The organism is Phyllobacterium sp. 628, from assembly GCF_014189505.1.
In the GTDB taxonomy this organism is placed as follows: Bacteria; Pseudomonadota; Alphaproteobacteria; order Rhizobiales; family Rhizobiaceae; genus Phyllobacterium.
In genome coordinates, this window is record NZ_CP050301.1 from 3,338,013 (window position 1) to 3,356,736 (window position 18,724).

General features: G+C 54.9%; 20 protein-coding genes, 1 tRNA gene and 1 pseudogene. 2 read left to right on the forward strand and 20 right to left on the reverse strand.

What is annotated here, in order from left to right; genetic code table 11:
* Nucleotides 1-83: 83 nt before the first annotated feature.
* From HB779_RS18075 to HB779_RS18095, 5 genes are all read right to left on the reverse strand, one after another.
* A complete protein-coding gene (locus tag HB779_RS18075; protein WP_188343633.1) occupies nucleotides 84-428 on the reverse strand; it encodes a RidA family protein in 345 nt (114 codons plus the stop codon).
* A gap of 83 nt (nucleotides 429-511) precedes the next feature.
* A tRNA-Lys gene (locus HB779_RS18080) sits at nucleotides 512-587 on the reverse strand.
* Between the two features lie 114 nt (nucleotides 588-701).
* Nucleotides 702-1,619 (reverse strand): PhzF family phenazine biosynthesis protein, encoded by a 918-nt coding sequence (locus HB779_RS18085; RefSeq protein ID WP_188343634.1) that lies wholly within the window; start codon nucleotides 1,617-1,619, stop codon nucleotides 702-704.
* Nucleotides 1,620-1,704: 85 nt separating this feature from the next.
* Complete coding sequence (locus tag HB779_RS18090) at nucleotides 1,705-2,412, reverse strand: NUDIX hydrolase (RefSeq protein ID WP_188343635.1); 708 nt, start codon at nucleotides 2,410-2,412, stop codon at nucleotides 1,705-1,707.
* Nucleotides 2,413-2,415: 3 nt separating this feature from the next.
* A complete protein-coding gene (locus tag HB779_RS18095; RefSeq protein WP_188343636.1) occupies nucleotides 2,416-3,531 on the reverse strand; it encodes an endonuclease/exonuclease/phosphatase family protein in 1,116 nt (371 codons plus the stop codon).
* A 153-nt stretch (nucleotides 3,532-3,684) separates the two neighbouring features.
* Between HB779_RS18095 and HB779_RS18100 the strand changes: the two genes are divergently transcribed.
* Nucleotides 3,685-4,056: a BA14K family protein gene (locus HB779_RS18100; RefSeq protein WP_188343637.1), complete on the forward strand. Its 372-nt coding sequence runs from the start codon at nucleotides 3,685-3,687 to the stop codon at nucleotides 4,054-4,056.
* A gap of 55 nt (nucleotides 4,057-4,111) precedes the next feature.
* Here the strand turns inward: HB779_RS18100 and ilvC are convergent, their stop codons facing one another.
* From ilvC to HB779_RS18125, 5 genes and pseudogenes are all read right to left on the reverse strand, one after another.
* Nucleotides 4,112-5,131, reverse strand: coding sequence for a ketol-acid reductoisomerase (gene ilvC, locus HB779_RS18105; protein ID WP_188343638.1), 1,020 nt, complete (start codon nucleotides 5,129-5,131; stop codon nucleotides 4,112-4,114).
* A 13-nt stretch (nucleotides 5,132-5,144) separates the two neighbouring features.
* A complete protein-coding gene (locus HB779_RS18110) occupies nucleotides 5,145-5,810 on the reverse strand; it encodes a TetR/AcrR family transcriptional regulator (protein ID WP_188343639.1) in 666 nt (221 codons plus the stop codon).
* Nucleotides 5,811-5,917: 107 nt separating this feature from the next.
* The gene (locus HB779_RS18115; protein ID WP_188343640.1) at nucleotides 5,918-7,141 is read right to left on the reverse strand and encodes an NAD(P)/FAD-dependent oxidoreductase; all 1,224 of its coding nucleotides are present in this window, start codon (nucleotides 7,139-7,141) and stop codon (nucleotides 5,918-5,920) included.
* Between the two features lie 77 nt (nucleotides 7,142-7,218).
* Nucleotides 7,219-9,145: pseudogene (locus HB779_RS18120) on the reverse strand (potassium transporter Kup).
* 142 nt (nucleotides 9,146-9,287) lie between these two features.
* Nucleotides 9,288-10,028, reverse strand: coding sequence for a pyridoxine 5'-phosphate synthase (locus HB779_RS18125; protein ID WP_188343641.1), 741 nt, complete (start codon nucleotides 10,026-10,028; stop codon nucleotides 9,288-9,290).
* 143 nt (nucleotides 10,029-10,171) lie between these two features.
* Here HB779_RS18125 and HB779_RS18130 point away from each other — a divergent pair, with 143 nt between their 5' ends.
* Complete coding sequence (locus tag HB779_RS18130) at nucleotides 10,172-10,864, forward strand: TenA family protein (RefSeq protein WP_188343642.1); 693 nt, start codon at nucleotides 10,172-10,174, stop codon at nucleotides 10,862-10,864.
* Nucleotides 10,865-10,883: 19 nt separating this feature from the next.
* Here HB779_RS18130 and HB779_RS25470 read toward each other — a convergent pair whose 3' ends face one another.
* The 10 genes from HB779_RS25470 to HB779_RS18180 form a co-directional block, all read right to left on the reverse strand.
* Nucleotides 10,884-11,558 carry a DUF930 domain-containing protein gene (locus HB779_RS25470; RefSeq protein WP_244642687.1) on the reverse strand — a complete coding sequence of 225 codons (675 nt, stop codon included), beginning with the start codon at nucleotides 11,556-11,558 and terminating at the stop codon, nucleotides 10,884-10,886.
* 78 nt (nucleotides 11,559-11,636) lie between these two features.
* Nucleotides 11,637-12,038, reverse strand: coding sequence for a GNAT family N-acetyltransferase (locus tag HB779_RS18140; RefSeq protein ID WP_188343643.1), 402 nt, complete (start codon nucleotides 12,036-12,038; stop codon nucleotides 11,637-11,639).
* A gap of 22 nt (nucleotides 12,039-12,060) precedes the next feature.
* The gene (locus HB779_RS18145; RefSeq protein ID WP_188343644.1) at nucleotides 12,061-13,188 is read right to left on the reverse strand and encodes an ATP-dependent RecD-like DNA helicase; all 1,128 of its coding nucleotides are present in this window, start codon (nucleotides 13,186-13,188) and stop codon (nucleotides 12,061-12,063) included.
* 61 nt (nucleotides 13,189-13,249) lie between these two features.
* Nucleotides 13,250-13,657, reverse strand: coding sequence for a hypothetical protein (locus tag HB779_RS18150; protein WP_188343645.1), 408 nt, complete (start codon nucleotides 13,655-13,657; stop codon nucleotides 13,250-13,252).
* Nucleotides 13,658-13,697: 40 nt separating this feature from the next.
* Complete coding sequence (locus HB779_RS18155) at nucleotides 13,698-14,060, reverse strand: nitrile hydratase accessory protein (protein WP_244642416.1); 363 nt, start codon at nucleotides 14,058-14,060, stop codon at nucleotides 13,698-13,700.
* Nucleotides 14,047-14,706 (reverse strand): nitrile hydratase subunit beta, encoded by a 660-nt coding sequence (nthB, locus tag HB779_RS18160; protein WP_188343647.1) that lies wholly within the window; start codon nucleotides 14,704-14,706, stop codon nucleotides 14,047-14,049. The genes HB779_RS18155 and nthB overlap by 14 nt, the downstream gene beginning before the upstream one ends.
* Nucleotides 14,703-15,320: a nitrile hydratase subunit alpha gene (gene nthA, locus HB779_RS18165; protein WP_188343648.1), complete on the reverse strand. Its 618-nt coding sequence runs from the start codon at nucleotides 15,318-15,320 to the stop codon at nucleotides 14,703-14,705. Before nthA ends, nthB begins: the two co-directional genes overlap by 4 nt.
* 37 nt (nucleotides 15,321-15,357) lie before the next feature.
* Nucleotides 15,358-15,951 carry a LysE family translocator gene (locus tag HB779_RS18170; RefSeq protein ID WP_188343649.1) on the reverse strand — a complete coding sequence of 198 codons (594 nt, stop codon included), beginning with the start codon at nucleotides 15,949-15,951 and terminating at the stop codon, nucleotides 15,358-15,360.
* A 119-nt stretch (nucleotides 15,952-16,070) separates the two neighbouring features.
* Nucleotides 16,071-16,643 carry an acetolactate synthase small subunit gene (gene ilvN / locus HB779_RS18175; protein ID WP_188343650.1) on the reverse strand — a complete coding sequence of 191 codons (573 nt, stop codon included), beginning with the start codon at nucleotides 16,641-16,643 and terminating at the stop codon, nucleotides 16,071-16,073.
* Nucleotides 16,644-16,665: 22 nt separating this feature from the next.
* On the reverse strand, nucleotides 16,666-18,471 hold the full coding sequence (locus HB779_RS18180; protein ID WP_256440613.1) for an acetolactate synthase 3 large subunit: 1,806 nt from the start codon (nucleotides 18,469-18,471) through the stop codon (nucleotides 16,666-16,668).
* Nucleotides 18,472-18,724 lie beyond the last annotated feature (253 nt).

Genomic DNA, 18,724 nt, shown 5'->3' on the forward strand with positions numbered 1-18,724 from the left:
CATCTCGGTAAATCTGATGATTTCTACCAGAATGACTGCATTCTTTTCACAACATCACGTCCTCAGGGCAAATGCCCGAAGAATCAGATTGCTGCCGTGATGATGATTTCGACCTTGTAATCAGGCGTAGCCAGCTTGGCTTCACCGGTCGCGCGTGCTGGTGTGTTTGCCGGGTCAACCCATGCATCCCAGACAGCATTCATCTCGGCGAAGTCCTTCATGTCCGCCATCCAGATAATGGCCTGCAGCAGCTTGGACTTGTCGGAACCGGCTTCCTTGAGCAAACGCTCGACCGAAGCCAGAACATCCTTGGTCTGTTCGGTGACGCTCTTGCCCGGTGTTCCTACCTGACCTGCGAGATAAACGGTGTTGCCATGGATTACGGCCTGGCTCATGCGTGGACCGGCTTCAATACGACGAATGCTCATGGAAAGTCTCCTCTAGCAGTTGGGCAGATGATGTTTGCCGTGCGAACAAGAAAAAGGGCCATGCGGCCCTTTTTTCAAAGAAATGGTGGGCACAGTAGGGATCGAACCTACGACCCGCTGATTAAGAGTCAGCTGCTCTACCAACTGAGCTATGTGCCCGTCAGCCGTTGTGACGACCGAAGGTGGGGGCTCTATAACGGGGCAAATCCAGCCTGTCCAGCCCTTCTTCAAAACTTTATGTCGGCTATGAACAGAACAGGCCATTAAAGTTCGTCAAACGAAAAGCTGGCCCTCGGCCGTCTTCACCGCCGAGCCGCCAATACGTCCGCCGGTGAACTTCTGGTCGACAATATCCAGCTCAAGCCGAAGGCGCGATGCACGTCCCATTTCCTGCCCCTGCTCGAGCCAAAGCCGCAATGATCCATCAAGTGGCTGGTCAAAATGATGAATGGCACCGGCAAAGGCGGCCGTGGCTGAACCCGTGGCCGGGTCTTCATAGGTCCCCTCATCGCTGACAAACATGCGCGCATGAAAATTGCTGTCACGCAGTGTCGTTTCGCGGCAATAGACATAGATGGGCAGCTGTCTGTGGCCAATCCTTGGCGCAATCTCTCGCATGGCCTCCTGATTGATTCGAATACGCCCCGCTGCATCCAGTCCGTGAATTGGAATCAGCAGATAAGGCACACCGGCGTCCCAAATGGTCGGAACATGGTTTTCGAACCCGATATCCCCCGGTTCCAGCCGCAAGGCATTTGCGATACCTATCTGGTCGTAATTGTACGCGACCTGTTGCGGCAATTTGGGCAGATCGAATTCGGCAAAAGCTGCGTCCTTGGTCAGTTTCACGCCGCAGCGGACGGGCCCAACATTTTCTTCCAGAATGATCAGCGCTTCCTGATCTTCCGAAACATCCGGAAAGCGCCTTTGCACAAGAGCCACGGCCGATCCCACGGTTGGATGACCGGCCAAGGGCATCTCATAATCGGGGGTAAAAATCCGAATCTTTGCCGTATGCGCAGGATTTTGAGCAGGCAGGACGAAGACGGTCTCCGAAAGATTGAATTCACCTGCGATTTTCTGCATGGCCGCGTCGTCAAGACCTGCGGAGTCGTGAACGACCGCCAAAGGATTTCCTGTCAGAACCTCGTCGGTAAAGACATCATAGACTTGATAAAATCGGCCGGTCATTTTTATCGCTCCTCATCAAAACTGAGGCGAAGGTAAAGCCTGACGGGACTGGTTCAAGCCAAACCTTGTGACGGTGACATTGCCGTCAGCGAAAATGCCAGTTGGCAAAGGTGCTGAACGTCCGGGGCGTCGCTTCGCCCATTTCACCTGCCGCCGCCACGGCGCGCACATCATCAAGCTCGGGATCCGCTTGTGAGGCGATTGTAGCACGGATCGAGGCAAGCAGTTCATCTGCGGTTTGCGAAAAATAATAACGCCGGAAGACGGCAATGCTTCGGTTGGCCGTCACAAGATACGCCATTTCGTCCCGCCTTGACGCTTGAATCAGATCAAGCCCGGTTTCTTCAGCGACTTCGCGAACCGCATTCCCATCAAAATCCAGTCGATCACCGACCAGATCATTCTGATCGAAAGACCCGGCGGGGAAATAAACACGGCCTGCCACCGAGGTCGTCTGTCCCATTTGCCCCGCGATCAGCTTGTTGTCGCTTGAAACGATGACGCCGACACTGAATATGTGCCATGGCTTGTCAGTGGAGGTATTCCGCTTCCAGTGCATCATCGTCGCAAATGTCGTGCGTTTATAGATCGCCTGAAACACGTCGTCAGCAATATCCGCCTGTACAGCCATGAAGAAAGAGCCATCAAAAAGCGAAGGATTGGCCGCACTCTCGCGTGCCCAATTGGCGGCGATCTCAGCGCGGTGCTGCACGTCATAACCGAGCAGACCCGCTTCTACGCGGACGACAGCATTTTTGATTGGAATGACGGTTCCTTCTGCAATACCGAACATCGGTCAGACCACGTTAAAGGTAACAGCTACGGGACAATGATCACTTGCCTTGGGGCGATCCCAGCCAATGCGCGGAAACAGTTCCACCTTCTGCTCCGGAGGAAAAATCGTGCGGTGCGGCTGCCCGCGCCGGATGATATCCGGAATAGCATCGGCATTGGTGCGTGCCAGCGCCGGTGACGCCAGAATATAATCCAGCTGGCACAGGTGCCGCTCTTCCGGTCCGCGCGTGTGATAAAGCGTCCAACGATCCATGACAGGGCGGCGCTCCACCAGATTTTCGCAAAAACCACCTTCGAGCAGCACATTCACACTGCTTGTTGGCTCGCCGACTGGATTGAAAGTATAGCCAGCCAGCGAGTCGCCATTGATAATGACGCGCTCACGATAGTCATTGAAATCGCCGCAGATAACCCAATGCTTATCGGCAGAGCCGCCGTGAGCTGCAAATTTATCTTCGATAATGCGCCGCACAGCCTTTGCCTCCGCCATGCGAACCGGCATAGAGGCGGCCCGTCCATCCATGCCATTGCGCGGCGATCCCATGGATTTGAAATGACTGACAAAAAGCGTAAACGGACGCCCGCCGATCCGCACATCAATCTCCAGACAGTCACGCTTGAAGACCCGCTCGTGCGGTTCAATACCAAGTGCCGCGAGTTCCGCATTATGCAAACCGAAATCATTATAGGTGACATGGGCATGGCTGGTCATCTCGACAAATTCGATCGGCTGGCCGTAGCGGGTCTGGTCGCGCATCAGCACAGCAACATCGATCCCCCGACTGTCATTGCCCTCCACCATATATTTGTGCCGGTAGCCCTCGCCGACCATCTTGAACAGATAGCCAAACTCAAAGGCATTGAGCGCGCCTATATTGTCCACTTCCTGCAGACACAGGATATCGGCGTGGGTTTCGGCAATGGCCAGTGCGGTCAACTGGCGCGTATCATCCGCATGGGCTATCGCCCGCGCCTGTTCAAGTTGCCGGTATTGCGCTTCGTCCTGGATCTGGAAGAGCTGAAGTGTGCGATCTTTGTTGAGATTGTTCTTGAAGCCTGAAAAATCGAACCTGTTCATCAGATTCTCGACGTTGAACGTGGCGATGCGTACGGACATTCAAATACCCTGGTTTATGAAACCAACGCCCGCGGCAGAACGTTGTTTGAGCATGAAGGTAGCCTGATTGCCGGATCACAACCAGTAGCGAAACCGTTATTACTGCAACCAATTCGGTACCGGGCGATGGCAAGGCGGGACACGAAGTCCTATATGAGTGAACAGAACGAAGTGGACATGATCATGACAAAGAACCTGATAACCATTCTTGCTGCGCTTGGCCTGTTGTTGACTGCCAATGCCGGTATCGCAGTGGCGCAGGTTCAGCCATACCGGCCCGCGCCCCGTGGCAATGATCCGGTTCCACGCGCGCCCATTATCCTTGGCCTCGACAGCTCGCCAAACATTGCCAGTCCCAATTGCACGGGGTCGACACGCTGCAACGATTTTCGCGGCAGAAAGCCGATCATCAATTCACCGGGCAAAACCTCGACCCAGCGCTGTCAGGACCGCTATCAATCCTACAGGTCCTTCGACAATACCTATCAGCCACGAAGTGGCCCGCGCCGCGCCTGCGATCTCTAATGAAAACGCCGGTGGATTGCTCCACCGGCGTTCGTTTTAAGTAAAACTCAGAAGCTTAGTTCTTGGCCTTGTCGACCAGCTTGTTGCTGCCGATCCATGGCATCATGCCGCGCAGCTTTTCACCAACTTCTTCGATCTGGTGCTTGTCGTTGTTGCGGCGGATAGCCTTGAAGCGCGATGCGCCGGCCTTGTATTCCTGCATCCAGTCGGACGTGAACTTGCCGGTCTGGATGTCTGTCAGAACGCGCTTCATCTCGGCCTTTGTTTCGGCAGTGATGATGCGTGGGCCGGAAACATATTCGCCCCATTCAGCAGTGTTCGAGATCGAGTAGTTCATGTTGGCGATACCGCCTTCATAGATCAGGTCAACGATCAGCTTTACTTCATGCAGGCATTCGAAATAGGCCATTTCAGGCGCATAACCGCCTTCAACCAGCGTTTCGAAACCGGCACGGATCAGCTCAACCAGACCGCCGCACAGAACTACCTGCTCGCCAAACAGATCGGTTTCGCACTCTTCGCGGAAATTGGTTTCGATAACGCCTGAACGGCCGCCACCAACGCCGCAGGCGTAGGACAGAGCAAGATCATGCGCATTACCCGAAGCATCCTGATGGATAGCGATCAGGCAAGGAACGCCGCCGCCCTTCTGGTATTCGCCGCGAACCGTATGGCCAGGGCCCTTTGGCGCGATCATGACAACGTCAACGGTCTTCTTTGGCTCAATCAGGCCGAAATGCACATTCAGACCGTGCGCGAAAGCAATAGCAGCGCCGTCGCGGATGTTGTCCGCAATGTGATCCCTGTAGATGTCAGCCTGCAGTTCGTCAGGTGTGGCCATCATCATCAGATCGGCCCATTTGGCTGCTTCAGCAACGCTGACAACCTGGAAGCCATCGGCTTCAGCCTTTTTGGCTGTCGCGGAGCCCGGACGCAGTGCAATGCGCACATCCTTGGCACCGGAATCCTTGAGGTTCAGCGCATGGGCACGGCCCTGCGAACCGTAACCGATAATGGCAACCTTCTTCGATTTGATCAGGTTGATGTCCGCATCGCGGTCATAATATACGCGCATTGATTTCTTCCCTTCAGCGTTGCGTAGAGCGGCCTCGTTCGGCCACGTGGTTATGAGCTCCATAAAGAGCAAAAAACTGTTGTGTCGCGCGCCGGGCCTCGCCGTCGATTGTCACATCAGTCAACTCGAACCGGTCGCCAAGCAGCAACCGGATTTGCACGTCCCGGACAACCAGTCCGAAAAAGGTGCGAAATGCTTCTTCCGTATCGTCAAACGTCAGCAATCCAGCCTCGCGGCCAACCTCCAGCAAAGGCATGAGACGGCGGGCCATGGCGAACGGCCCATTTTCAAGCACGATGGCGCCAAGATCGCGCTTGTCGCTGCCGGCGTGACTGACAGCCACACGATTGAGGGCAACGGATATTTTGCCTGACAAAACCCGCAACCAATCCGATGCAAAGCGTTCAAGCCCGCCTGTCAGCGACACAATATCAAGCCCATCGCGTTTGACCGGGACACCGCGGACCTTCGAAGCCTGCCACTGAACCGTCGCGGTCAAAAGGCCGTCGCGATCGCCAAACCACTTGTAGAGGGTTTCCTTGGAACAGCTGGCACGGCGCGCAACGCTGGTCATCGTTAGCGCATCACCCGCCTCCACCAGCAGACCAAGCGCCGCATCAAGAACGTCTCGCTGACGCTCCGTCAATACATTGTCGCTGGTTTCACTTGCAGGCTGCACTTTACCGATTTCCACATCATTTCGGCGGCTTCAGTTACCGTACCGTACGTTACGGTTCGGTTCTAGAGCCCGGAAAATCATTTGGCAAGTGGGGATAAAAAATATTCCTAGATCCAGACCTTTTCCCGCAAACCAATTGGCTTGAATGGGTCAATCAAGGTACCCGATACCATGGATGCCAACAGTTGCGGTGCAGGTGGAATGCGGGCCATGGCTGGCACAACCCGATCCCGCGCAAATGGCAGCAGAGTGGAATCCGATTGATAAAACGGCGTGAAGGCGCGCGATAAGACTTGAAACCCGCGCACATGCACCCGGCGTGAGGCCGCATAGGCCGACAGCGCTGCGTCCAGTTCGGTTGAATGCGCCAACGCGTGAGCAAGTGCCCGTGCATCCAGCAGCGCCATGTTGGCACCCTGCCCCAGCTGTGGACTGGTTGAGTGGGCAGCATCACCAATGACCGCAAGATTGCGTCCGACAGGCATAGAAAGCGTATGATGACCATACCGCGCCAGCGTCATATCATCGAAACCATCAATCTGATCCAGATAAACGGAACATTCCGGCCAAAGCGACAGAACGCGATCTTTCCAGCTGCTGATTCCAGCCGCGCGCAAACCTTCTGCGTCGTCGGGCTTGGTACTCCAGAAAAACGCCGCCATATTGCGGCCGTTCGTACCGGTTTTGCCGATTGGCAGTACGCCGATCATCACGCCCGCTTTGCGGTAACGCTGCAACAACGAGCGCTCCTCGAAACCACCGGGATGCCATTCAAGCGAAGCCCAGTAAGCACCATAGGCCAGCGGCTTTGGTTCACAGGGATTGAAAGCAAAGGTCTTGAGCTTTGAACGCGACCCGCTGGCATCAACAACAAGATCAAAAGCACCAATCTTGCGGCCGGTGCCGGTTAGCAGCCACGTCTGCGATCCGCTTGTTTCCAGGGAAAAGGCGGCCACATTTGTCTCGATATCGATGCCTTCACGCAAGATCGCCTGATGCAGAACATCAAACAGCGCCGCCCGATGCACAGCGATGCCATGGCGTCCGCCTTTCAGCGAAGCGTATTTGACGTCGAGAACGGCACGCCCGGATAGAGCGTCCGCACCATAGAGACGATCAATCCGATTACCCAGTAACGCGATGGCGTCAAAGAGCCCAAGATCATCAAGCACTGTTAATCCCGTTGGCTGCAGGATAAGGCCAGATCCGACGGGTGAAGGTGTGGAGAACCGCTCGAACAGCGTAACATTGTGGCCGGCCCGATGGAGATAGAGCGCAGCTGCCAGACCTGCTGGCCCGGCGCCGACAATAGCGATCTGGAGTTTGTTCATCCCGGCCCCGTCATTCTGATATTACGGGGCATATAGAGGCGATGCAGGTCTTTCAACCTGTCATCGCGTCTCATGGATCAGATGTTCACCTGTGTGCCAATTTCGACAACACGGCCGGTCGGTATCTGGAAATATTCGGTGGCATCGCTTGCCGTGCGCGCCAGCGCAATAAACAGCCGGTCCTGCCAATGCGGCATTTCCGAACGGGCAGATGCCTTAAGTGAGCGCCGCGACAGGAAGAACGAGGTCGTCATGATATCGAACTTCCAGCCCTGCTTGCGGCAGATCGCCAGCGTGCGGGGAATGTTGGGACGTTCCATATAACCGAATGTCAGCGTGACGCGCATGAACAGATCATTGATCGGTTCAATTTTTACCCGCTCGCTCTTCTTCACCAGCGGCGATGGCGCGGTGATAACCGTGAGAATGACATTGTTCTGATGCAGAACCTTGTAGTGCTTCAAGCTGTGCATCAGCGCCGTTGGGGTACTGCGCGGATCACCTGTCAGGAACACAGCCGTACCGGGCACCAGCGGCGGCGGGTTCTGCGCCATCTTCTTGGAGATCAGATCGAGTGGAACCTCGCCCTTGCGGGTTTTTTTCGAAAAGCTGGCGGCTGCCCCGGACCCAGGTGAACATGATCAATACGATCAGGAAGGCGACAACCAGCGAAGCCCAACCACCATCGACAACCTTGATCAGGTTGGCGCTGACAAAGGTCAGATCGACAATCAGGAAACACGCTGTAAGACTGACAGCAATCCAAAGACGCCATTTCCAGATGCGGCTCATGACAATGAAGAGCAAGATAGACGTCACCAGCATATTGCCCGTTACGGCAATGCCATAGGCCGATGCAAGATTGGTTGAGCGTTCAAAACCAAGCACAAGCAGGATCACGACAAGCCCGAGCAGCATGTTGACGCGAGGCAGATAGACCTGCCCCGACTGTTTCTCGGACGTATGTTCAATATTGAGGCGTGGCAGCAGATTGAGCTGAACCGCCTGCCGCGACAAAGAATAAGCCCCTGAGATAACCGCCTGACTGGCAATAACGGTGGCAGCGGTAGCAAGAAGCACCATTGGCAAAAGTGCCCAATGGGGGAACATCTCGAAGAACGGGTTCTTGGCGGATTCGCCATGCGCCAGAATGAAAGCGCCCTGGCCAAAATAGTTCAGCAACAGGCACGGAAACACGACCCATACCCACGCTGTCGCAATTGGCTTGCGGCCAAAATGGCCAAGATCGGCATAGAGTGCTTCGGCACCGGTGACGGCAAGAAACACGGTTCCGATTGTCGCAAACGCCGTCTGTGGATTATCGACGATGTACTCAACCGCATAATAGGGGTTCATCGCAGCAAAAATACTCAGATCGTCCGTCAGGTGCCAGGCACCGAAGAAGCCAATGGCCAGAAACCACAGCAAAGTGATTGGCCCGAAGATGGTGGCGACGCGCGCAGTGCCGAATCGCTGGACGGAAAACAGTGTGAGCAGAATCACGATGGTAATCGGGACGATGAACGGCGTCAGCGCCGGGGTAACGATCTCAAGCCCTTCGACCGCGGAAAGCACCGAGATGGCTGGAGTAATCACCGCGTCACCATAAAACAGTGAAGCACCGACAATACCAAGGCCCAAAATCAGCTGAGGCCGTGACTTAAAGCTTGATCGCGCCAGCGCCATCAGTGAAAGAATGCCGCCTTCACCATCATTATCGGCACGCAGCACGAAAAAAACATACTTGATCGTAACAATCAGCGTCAGTGCCCAAAAAATCATGGAGACCACGCCCAGCACATCCGTCCGGCTTAAAACACCATCCGTAGATGCAGCATGCAGCGCTTCACGAAACGCATAGATCGGGCTCGTACCGATGTCGCCATAAACGACACCGAGTGCACCAAGCACAAGAACCGAAAAAGCTTCTTTGTGATGCGGCTCCGGTTCATAGGCGGCGGTACCGTTTAAACAGTTTTCGTCGCCAACTTGCTGGTCACTCATACAGGTTTTCCCTCGCTCTGACAGCGTGGGCGGACGAGTTAGTCGTGTTGCAGCGCAATATCAACCGCCATTTTAACATAGCTACCATCCGATCTTATGCAAAAATGCATGGCATCGCAAATCATGCACGCGAATCAAAGCCCTAGACCTGCAACGCGTTCATGAATCTTTCCACAGCGCGGGACATACCGTAGGTCAAAGCATCCGCAGTCAGTCCATGTCCGATCGATACCTCCACCAGATTTGGCACTCCTTTGACAAGAGCAGGCAAGTTCGCGACAGTCAAATCGTGTCCGGCATTGACCGCAATTCCTGCCTTGGCCGCAGCTTCTGCCGTCTTTGCAAGCTTGTCCAGTTCCAGAGCTTCAAGGCGTGGATCATTATGAGCGGCGCCGTAGGGTCCGGTGTACAATTCGACGCGATCCGCCCCGAGCGCCTTGGCAAGCGCCGGAGCATCGGGGTCGGGGTCAATAAACAGCGAGACCCGGGCCGATTGGCGTTTCAGCTGCTGGATAACCGCCGCTAGAAACTCACTGTGCTTGTTAAGGTCCCAGCCATGATCCGAGGTTGCCTGTGCCGGATCGTCCGGAACCAGGGTAACTTGCTCGGGCTCATTCTTGGAAACAAGATCAAGAAAATCCGCTGTCGGATATCCTTCAATATTGAACTCGGCTTGCGGGAACTCATCATCAATCAAAGCCCGGATTTCCGGCAGATCAGTAAAGCGGATATGTCTCTCATCCGGACGCGGATGCACCGTCAATCCGGATGCACCACCCGCAAGCGCGATACGCCCCAAACCGATGACGCTAGGCCACGGCAGATCGCGACGATTGCGCAACATGGCAATGGCATTGAGGTTTACGGAAAGGGAGGCTGTCATTGCTGGAATCCATATCAGGAAATGCTGCCCTGATCTTTACAGCAGAAAAAGAACATTAAACATTGGAATTTCGTCTAGACCGAAAGATGAATGTTCATCCCGCCATCAGCTCGCTATTTCTTGCCCGCAAAGAGTGCAGATTTATGAACCTTACCGATTTTTCCTCGCCTGTTTTTGCGCAATGGCGTGAAAACGCAACGTCCGACTGGTCCGCCTACACCCATCATGCGTTCGTTCGCGGGCTTGCCGACGACTCTCTGCCACAGAAAGCTTTCCTGCATTATCTTGTTCAGGATTATATTTTCCTGTTCCATTTCTCCCGTGCATGGGGAATGGCGGTCCTGAAAGCCGAAAGCCATGAAGAACTTGAACTGGCATCTGCAACCGTCAACGCATTGGTCAATCATGAAATGCCCTTGCACGTGGAAATCTGCGCACAAGCCGGAATTTCCCGGCAGGCATTGCTTGATACAGAAGAAGAGCCCGAAAACCTCTCCTATACCCGCTATGTGATCGATGCGGGATTGTCAGGCGATTTTCTGGATCTGCTCGCAGCACTCACTCCTTGCGTTCTGGGCTATGGCGAAATCGGTACACGCCTTGCGGCCGTTGCAACCAAGAACAATCGATATCAACCGTGGATAGATACATATGCAGGCAAGGATTATCAGGATACCTGCCATGCGGTTGGACGATTGATTGAAAGCAGCACACGCGCCCGCCTTGGTTCGTCACCACAAGCATCAGCACGATGGAAGACGCTCAACCGGCACTTTCGGGTGGCAACGCGGCTGGAAGTCGGCTTTTGGTCTATGGGAATGCGTGGCGGCAACTGATCGCGAAAAAGCTCCTTTCTCAGTGAACCGGCGTCAGATTATGCTCGGACCACTGATCACGCGGGATCAGGCTGCCGACCGAAAATTCAAAGCTTTCAACTTTCTGCGTCTGGGGTGAAATCCCGCATCGAAACACAAGGTTGTACCAGTTTCCCTCGCTCCGCATCGCCGCACCATCTGCCGAAATGATCCCGGATTTGACCTTCGTGTCAGCCATGGCATAGGCAACAACACGGTCTGGTTTGTAATTTGAATCCCATTTTGCAACCTGCGCCATCGCCTCCAAGTTGCAAATCTGTTCAAGTCTCGTGGCAATTTCCAGTGTCGGAAGCGCCTCCCGCGTTTGTTTGCTGCGCGGATCAGCCAGCACGCCCGCTGACAACATCGTTGTGGCTTTCTGCATCGCAGGTTGCTCAGGGACCGCAGGTTTTTCCACTGGTGCCCGTGTATCAGGGATAGCTGGTTTGGCTGGTGCTTGCAGTGGTGGCACAGCCGCATCGGGCGCTGACGGCTGAATGGCTGGCGCAGGCACAAGTTCAAGATCAATAACGTCTTCAACAGGCTCATCAATACGGAACGGTCTTGCCAAGGCAATCAAGGCGAACACAAGCAACACATGCAGCAGGACCGAGATGACAATGCCGCCCGCGCTGGTATCGCGCGTTTTACTGTCAGCAAAAGTCTCGATCGCCACCAAGCTCAAATACATCTCCAAACCGCGCAGCGTTTGCTGGCGGCTAAAACAAGACATGCTCCGGTTTCGAATGCAACTCTAACGCTGATAGCGCAACAATGACGACGTGCTCTTGGCAAAGCCAAGTTTTTCATAAAATGGGATAAGACGATCTGGGCAATACAGTTCAAAGCTTGCCACAGATTGCAGCCGCTCGTGGCCGGTGATGCGATCCATGATGTCCCGCCCCAATCCCGATCCGCGCAGTTTTTGATCGATAATGACGTCAAAAATCATCGCTTTGTAGACATAGTCCGTTAGCACACGTGCAAAACCGACCAGCTTTCCATCCAGACAACAGCCGATGACAATGTCCGTATGTTCCAGCATGCGCGCGACATCGTCAAACCTGCGATCCTTGGTCCACCATTCCTCAAGATACAAGGCGTAGAGATCCTGCTGATGGGAGCCATCAATCCTGTCGATCCACTGGAAGTTCATCGTACAGCCATCCGTCAGCAATTTACCGGACAATCGTCAGGCGTTCAGCAGCGCGGGTAATTGCCGTATAAAGCCAGCGCTCGCGCGTGTCCCGGAACGCATAGCTTTCATCGAACAGAACAACCTCGTTCCATTGCGAGCCCTGTGCTTTATGCGTCGTCAGCGCGTAGCCATAGTCGAAATCGTCGTAGCGCTTCTTGGTCTGCCACGGGATTTCTGTGTCAGGATCTTCAAACTGCGCTTTCAGAAGCTTGATCTTGGCAACGCCCCTGCCCGGCTCTTCATCCTCCGGTGCAACCAGCAAATTGATACCCGGCTTCACCGTCTCGCGCGACGAGGTCATGACTTTCCAGAGCGAGCCATTGAGGAGCCCCTTGGCCGGATCGTTGCGCAGACAGACGAGCTTGTCACCCGCCTGAGGGAACGAGGCTGAGAAACCCTTCAGCTCGCGCAAACGCTGATTGTAGCGGCGGCGGGTCCGGTTGGTACCAACCAGCACCTGATCGGCGCCAAGTACCAAATCCTGCGTCACATCGGTCTTGGAAATGACTTTGGCTGCGCCGAAATCGCCAAAACCGAATTCCCGGCCTTCACGCACATCGAGTGCGAGCCGGAGAATAGGATTGTCGCGTGCCTGCCGATGAATTTCGCTCAGCAGGAAGTCCGGCTCGTGCTCGGTAAAGAAACCGCCACCGGAAATCGGCGGCAACTGTCCCGGGTCGCCCAGAACCAGAATGGGCGTGCCGAAACTCATCAGATCACGGCCGAGTTGCTCGTCAACCATGGAGCACTCGTCAACCACGATGAGCTTCGCCTTGGAGACAGGGCTCTGGCGGTTCAGCGAGAATGTCGGCGCGATGCTGGTTTTGCCGGTCGTTTCGTCTTCGACCGCCTCTTCACCACGCGGGCGATAGATCAGCGAGTGCAATGTCCGGGCATTGGCAGCGCCCTTTGATCGCAGAACCTGCGCAGCCTTGCCGGTAAACGCAGCAAATTGAACGTCGCCGTCAATATGCTCGGCAAAATAGCGAGCCAATGTGGTTTTGCCGGTACCGGCATAGCCGAACAGCCGAAATATCGGACTGCGCCCGTCTTTCAGCCATTTGGAAACGGCGCCAAGCGCCTCATCCTGTTGTGGTGATAATTGCATCGCTCTGACTGACAGGATTCGGTGTCAAAGGGCAAGGAAAATGGAGAAAATGGGTCTTAGACTATAGGTTATCCGGGTTTCCGCTGCGAATTTTGCCCTCGCCAGAATAGCCGGATTTATCGTCCGTCATGCGAAACTGATCACCCTTCACCTGCAAGCGCCAGCAGACCTTCTGCTCCTCGCCTTCATAGAGTAGGCAGAGATTGTCCTTTTCCAACGTCCATTCACCCGCATACGACGTACCGTTGGTCAACACCTTGTCCGGATTGCAACATTCAATCAGCTTGCCGCGCGATTTGCCATCTGGTCCAAGAAATTCAGTAAAATTGAAAGGCGGCTGCGCCTTTACCTCGCCCGTGATTGTTGCGCCCGTAATGGCTTTACGCAAATCATCTTCGCTGGAAACCGGCCATTGCGCGTCCTGCGCCCGTACCGGCATGGAGAAACTGCCAATCGCTAAAACCAGCAAAATGCTCGCCGCTCGGCAAATTGTCGAAGCTCCATGCATCTCAGGACCTTTCCGGATCGTTCTCAAGCAGGATCGGTTGACCATGCGGGGTTGCATGCGCGGCACGTTGCCAGGCAGCAGTCACATGATCGATATCAGCTGAATTTGTCACGTTCTTTATGGCGATCAATGATTCCAGTGCCGCGACCCAGCAATGATAATAGTCACTGGCATCATCCAGCGCGCCCGGCTGTTTCAGTGCCGACGAAAGCGCTAGCGCCCATTCGTCCCAAGTGAACAAGCCTTGCTCATGCAGGGCCAGAACCAGCGCAAAAGCTTCCGCCTGCCATGGCTCAGCGAAAACAGGAGCGTCAATTCCATCGCCCAATCCTTGCGAATGCGTGATCAACTCACGCAAGCTCAAGGTAACTCTCCCAGGCATCTATGCTGAGGGTCAGCGTTGGATCAGCACCCTCACCCCAAATCTCCGGGCCATGGAAAACCACGGTATAAACATATTGCGGATTTTCGCCCAGACCATGCGCATTGCTATCGGGGAAAACAAAACCGTCTCGCACCGCCTCCACAAATCCCACCTTTCCGCGCGCATAGCGCGGCAGACGGGTATGGGTTTCAGGATTGAAATTGCGTGTCCGCACACGATCTCCGGCTTTGAACAATGGTGCCTGCTCGACAGGCCGGTCACAGGGACCGCCTTTTGCCAGAGCAGCCGCAACATTTTCCGCTTTCAGCACGCGTTTTGGCTCAGCACCTTTGCCCAGCGAACGACCCTGCTTCAGTTCTTCAGGGGTAATGAATCCGTGCCGCTGAAGCAGGACTTCCAATGCCTTGGTCCAGATTTCATAATAGCTGGACGAATAATAGTCGGCCGGATGCAGGCTTTCGCGGGCATGACGGCTCTCATCAATATTCCAGTGCCCCATGCCGCCGGCCGCCAATGTCAGACCAAGCGCCCGCTTTTCCCATGACGCATGGAAATACGGCTCGTCCTTTTCCGGATTGACCGGACCAAAGCCCATCTGTCCGCCGATATCCTGTGCTCCGTTCATGCGGCCTCCGGTACACGTGCCAAACCGGTGCCGATCATCGAGTCGCGCGTTACCAGTTCGGCAAGCTGCTCTTCGCTCCAGCCTTCAGTCCCTTCCGGGCGCAGTGGAATGATCAGATATCGCAGTTCTGCTGTTGAATCCCACACGCGGATATTCATGGTATCAGGCAAAATCAGATCAAACTCCGCCAGAACACCGCGCGGATCGATCACTGCTCGGGAGCGATAGGGAGGCGACTTGTACCAGACCGGCGGTAAACCCAGCACCGACCACGGATAACACGAGCACAGAGTGCAAACGACGAGGTTGTGGGTCTCAGGCGTGTTGAACACTGCCTGCATATGTTCGCCCTGACGCCCGGTATAACTCAGCGAAGCGATAGCCGCGGTTGCATCGCGCCTCAGCCAGGCATTGAATTCCGGATCAACCCAAGCTTTGGCGACAACTTTTGCCCCATTGCGCGGTCCGATTTTGGTCTCGTATGTCTCAACAATGGCATCGATCGCTTTTGGATCAACCAGACCTTTTTCGGTGAGGATCGTCTCCAATGCCCGCACCCGCGCAGCCATAGGGTCAAGTTCATTGTCGTGGGGGTGGTCATGATCATGGGACATGGTGGAAACTTATGCGCCTCCCGCATTTCACGCAAGATCAGCGAAGCATTGGCCAAAGGCTGGCGACCAGCAAAGCTGCCATCGTGATGTTGAACCATTTCAGCCGCGCGGGGTCGGACAGCCAGCCGCGCATGAACTGGCCGAAGGCTGCCCAAGTGGACACCGAAGGAACGTTCACGATTGCAAAAGCGATGCCCACAATGAGAACCGTAATGTAATAGGCCTGGGGCGATGTATAGGTCGCCATGGCAGTTACCGCCATTACCCATGCCTTCGGGTTGATCCATTGGAAAGCCGCCGCTTCCAAAAATGTCATTGGCCGGGCGTTCTCATTCACATTCCCAAGGGATCGCGACGTGGCGATCTTGTAGGCGAGGTAAACCAGATATGCGCCGCCGGCAAATTTCAAAACGGTATATACAACCGGAACGGTCTGGATCAGCGCGCCCAAACCCAATCCAACACCAATCAGCAGCGTAAAGAACCCGCTGCCAATGCCGAACATGTGCGGGATAGTGCGCTTGAAACCAAAGTTCACGCCTGACGCAAGCAGCATCAAATTATTCGGTCCCGGCGTGATCGACGTGACGAATGCAAAAACCAGCAATGTGAAGAAAATTTCGAGCGACATGACAAACCAGACCTGATGTTCTTGAAAACGGTAGGCGTCGGGCAGACATGGCTCAATCACAATCTTGTCAGGGATACAATTACATATCCCTGATGTCGATTGCGGGCTTGTTCTGCCGGTTACATACCCAGTGGACCGCGATTCATCGCGGCGACGCCGGTCCGGCAAATTTCCACGAGACCGAGCGGCTTCATGATGGCGATGAACTGGTCAATCTTGGAGCCCTTGCCGGTAATCTCGAAGATGAAATGTTCCGTGGTGGCATCCGCAACCTTGGCGTGAAACGCATCGGCCAGACGCAAGGCTTCATTGCGATTGTCGCCGGAACCCGCAACCTTCACCAATGCAAGCTCACGCTGGATGGGCTTGTCATTGCCAAGCTCGTCAGCACGTACGGAAAGATCAACAACGCGGTGCACCGGAACAATACGCTCCAGCTGATGCCGGATCTGATCAAGCACATGCGGCGTGCCCCGCGTCACGATTGTGATGCGCGACAGGTGCTGCTCGTGTTCGGTTTCCGAAACGGTCAGGCTTTCGATGTTGTAGCCACGGCCGGAAAACAGGCCAATGACCCGGGCAAGCACGCCCGGTTCGTTGTCAACGAGTACCGATAGAACTGTGGTGATCGGTAGCTCTGTCTCCTTGGCGATGAAATACGCCGAGCCGGAGGCTAGATTTTGAGCATTCATAATGGTGTTCCTCTCCGGTATCTTAAACGAGCTGCCGTCCCTTGGCATCGATAGCATTGGCAACGGCTTCGTCGGTCGCTTCGTCAGGCAAAAGCATTTCATTATGCGCCTTGCCGGAAGGGATCATCGGGAAGCAGTTCGCCAGATTGGCAACGCGGCAATCGAACAGAACCGGTTTCTTGACATCGATCATTTCCTGAATCGCATCATCCAGTTCGCCCGGCTTTTCGCAGCGGATGCCATGGCCGCCATAGGCTTCCGCCAGTTTGACGAAATCAGGCAGAGCTTCCGTATAGGAGTGCGACAGGCGGTTACCATGCAGCAATTGCTGCCACTGGCGCACCATACCCATATACTGGTTGTTCAGAATGAAGATCTTGATCGGCGCTTCATATTGTACCGCCGCGCTCATTTCCTGCATCGTCATCTGCACTGAAGCGTCACCGGCAATGTCGATAACCAGTGAATTCGGATGGGCGATCTGCACACCCAATGCTGCGGGCAGGCCATAACCCATCGTACCCAGACCACCAGACGTCATCCAACGGTTCGGCTTTTCAAAGCCATAGAACTGCGCCGCCCACATCTGGTGCTGGCCCACTTCCGTGGTGATGAACGTGTCACGATCCTTGGTCAGCTCGTAAAGACGTTCCAGCGCATATTGCGGCATGATCACGTCCTTGTTGTGCGTATAGGACAGTGACTTGCGCGCGCGCCATTTATCGATCTGTGACCACCACTCGCCCATCGCCTTTTTATCAGGACGCTCGGAGGATGCACGCCACAGGCGGATCATGTCTTCAAGCACCCGGCCCACATCGCCGATGACAGGAACGTCAACGCGCACTGCCTTGTTGATCGAAGATGGATCGATATCGATGTGAATCTTCTTGGAGTTGGGCGAAAAGCCGTTGAGACGCCCGGTGATACGATCGTCGAAACGCGCGCCGATACAAACCATGACATCGCAATCATGCATCGTCATGTTTGCTTCATACGTGCCGTGCATGCCCAACATGCCCAGCCAGTTCTTGCCCGATGCCGGATAGGCGCCCAATCCCATCAGGGTCGATGTAATCGGGAAATTGGTGAGTTCAACCAGTTCACGCAGCAACTGGCTGGCCTGTGTGCCGGAATTGATAACACCACCGCCCGAATAGATGACCGGACGCTTTGCTGTCGCCATCAGGGCAACAGCCTGCTTGATCGCCTCGATATCTCCCTCAACCTTCGGGCGATAGCTGGTGCGCCGCGACGTTTCCGGCGGTGTGTACATACCGGTGGCAAATTGAACGTCCTTGGGAACGTCAACGAGAACCGGGCCCGGACGGCCAGTGCGCGCAACATGGAAGGCTTCGTGCAGAACACGGGCCAGATCGTTGACGTCCTTTACCAGCCAATTGTGCTTGGTGCAGGGACGGGTGATACCGATTGTATCGCACTCCTGAAACGCGTCCGAACCGATGAGCGTTGTCGGCACCTGGCCGCTGATGCAAACCAGAGGGATGGAATCCATCAGCGCATCCTGCAGCGGCGTCACCGCATTGGTTGCGCCGGGGCCTGATGTCACCAGCATAACGCCAACCTTGCCGGTGGAACGGGCATAGCCTTCAGCCGCATGACCAGCGCCCTGCTCATGGCGAACCAGAACGTGATTGATCTTGTCCTGCTGGTGGAGCTCATCATAAATCGGGAGAACAGCGCCGCCGGGATAACCGAAAATATCCGTAACACCCTGATCAATCAGCGCCTGAATGACCATTTCGGCACCGGTCATTTCCCGGCGTTGCGATGGGCGGCTGTCACTATCCTGTTTGTCTGCAGTCATCGATCTCTTCCCGTCTATTCTGCGGCTCTCGGCCTTCCAGAAGGTGTTTTCGTTTAGCGTAAGGTTTGGAAATAAAAAAGGCCCCCGAAGGAGCCTGTGTTTCGCGCATGGGAGCTTTCGCCGGATGTTTATAACACCCTGCCCATGCGCGGTCCCACGACGATAAGAACTGTTTTCATGGTCGCGGACGATAATTAAGCAATTTCTATCCGTCAACGGCAAAATTGAAATGTTTGCAAACATTCGGGATGCA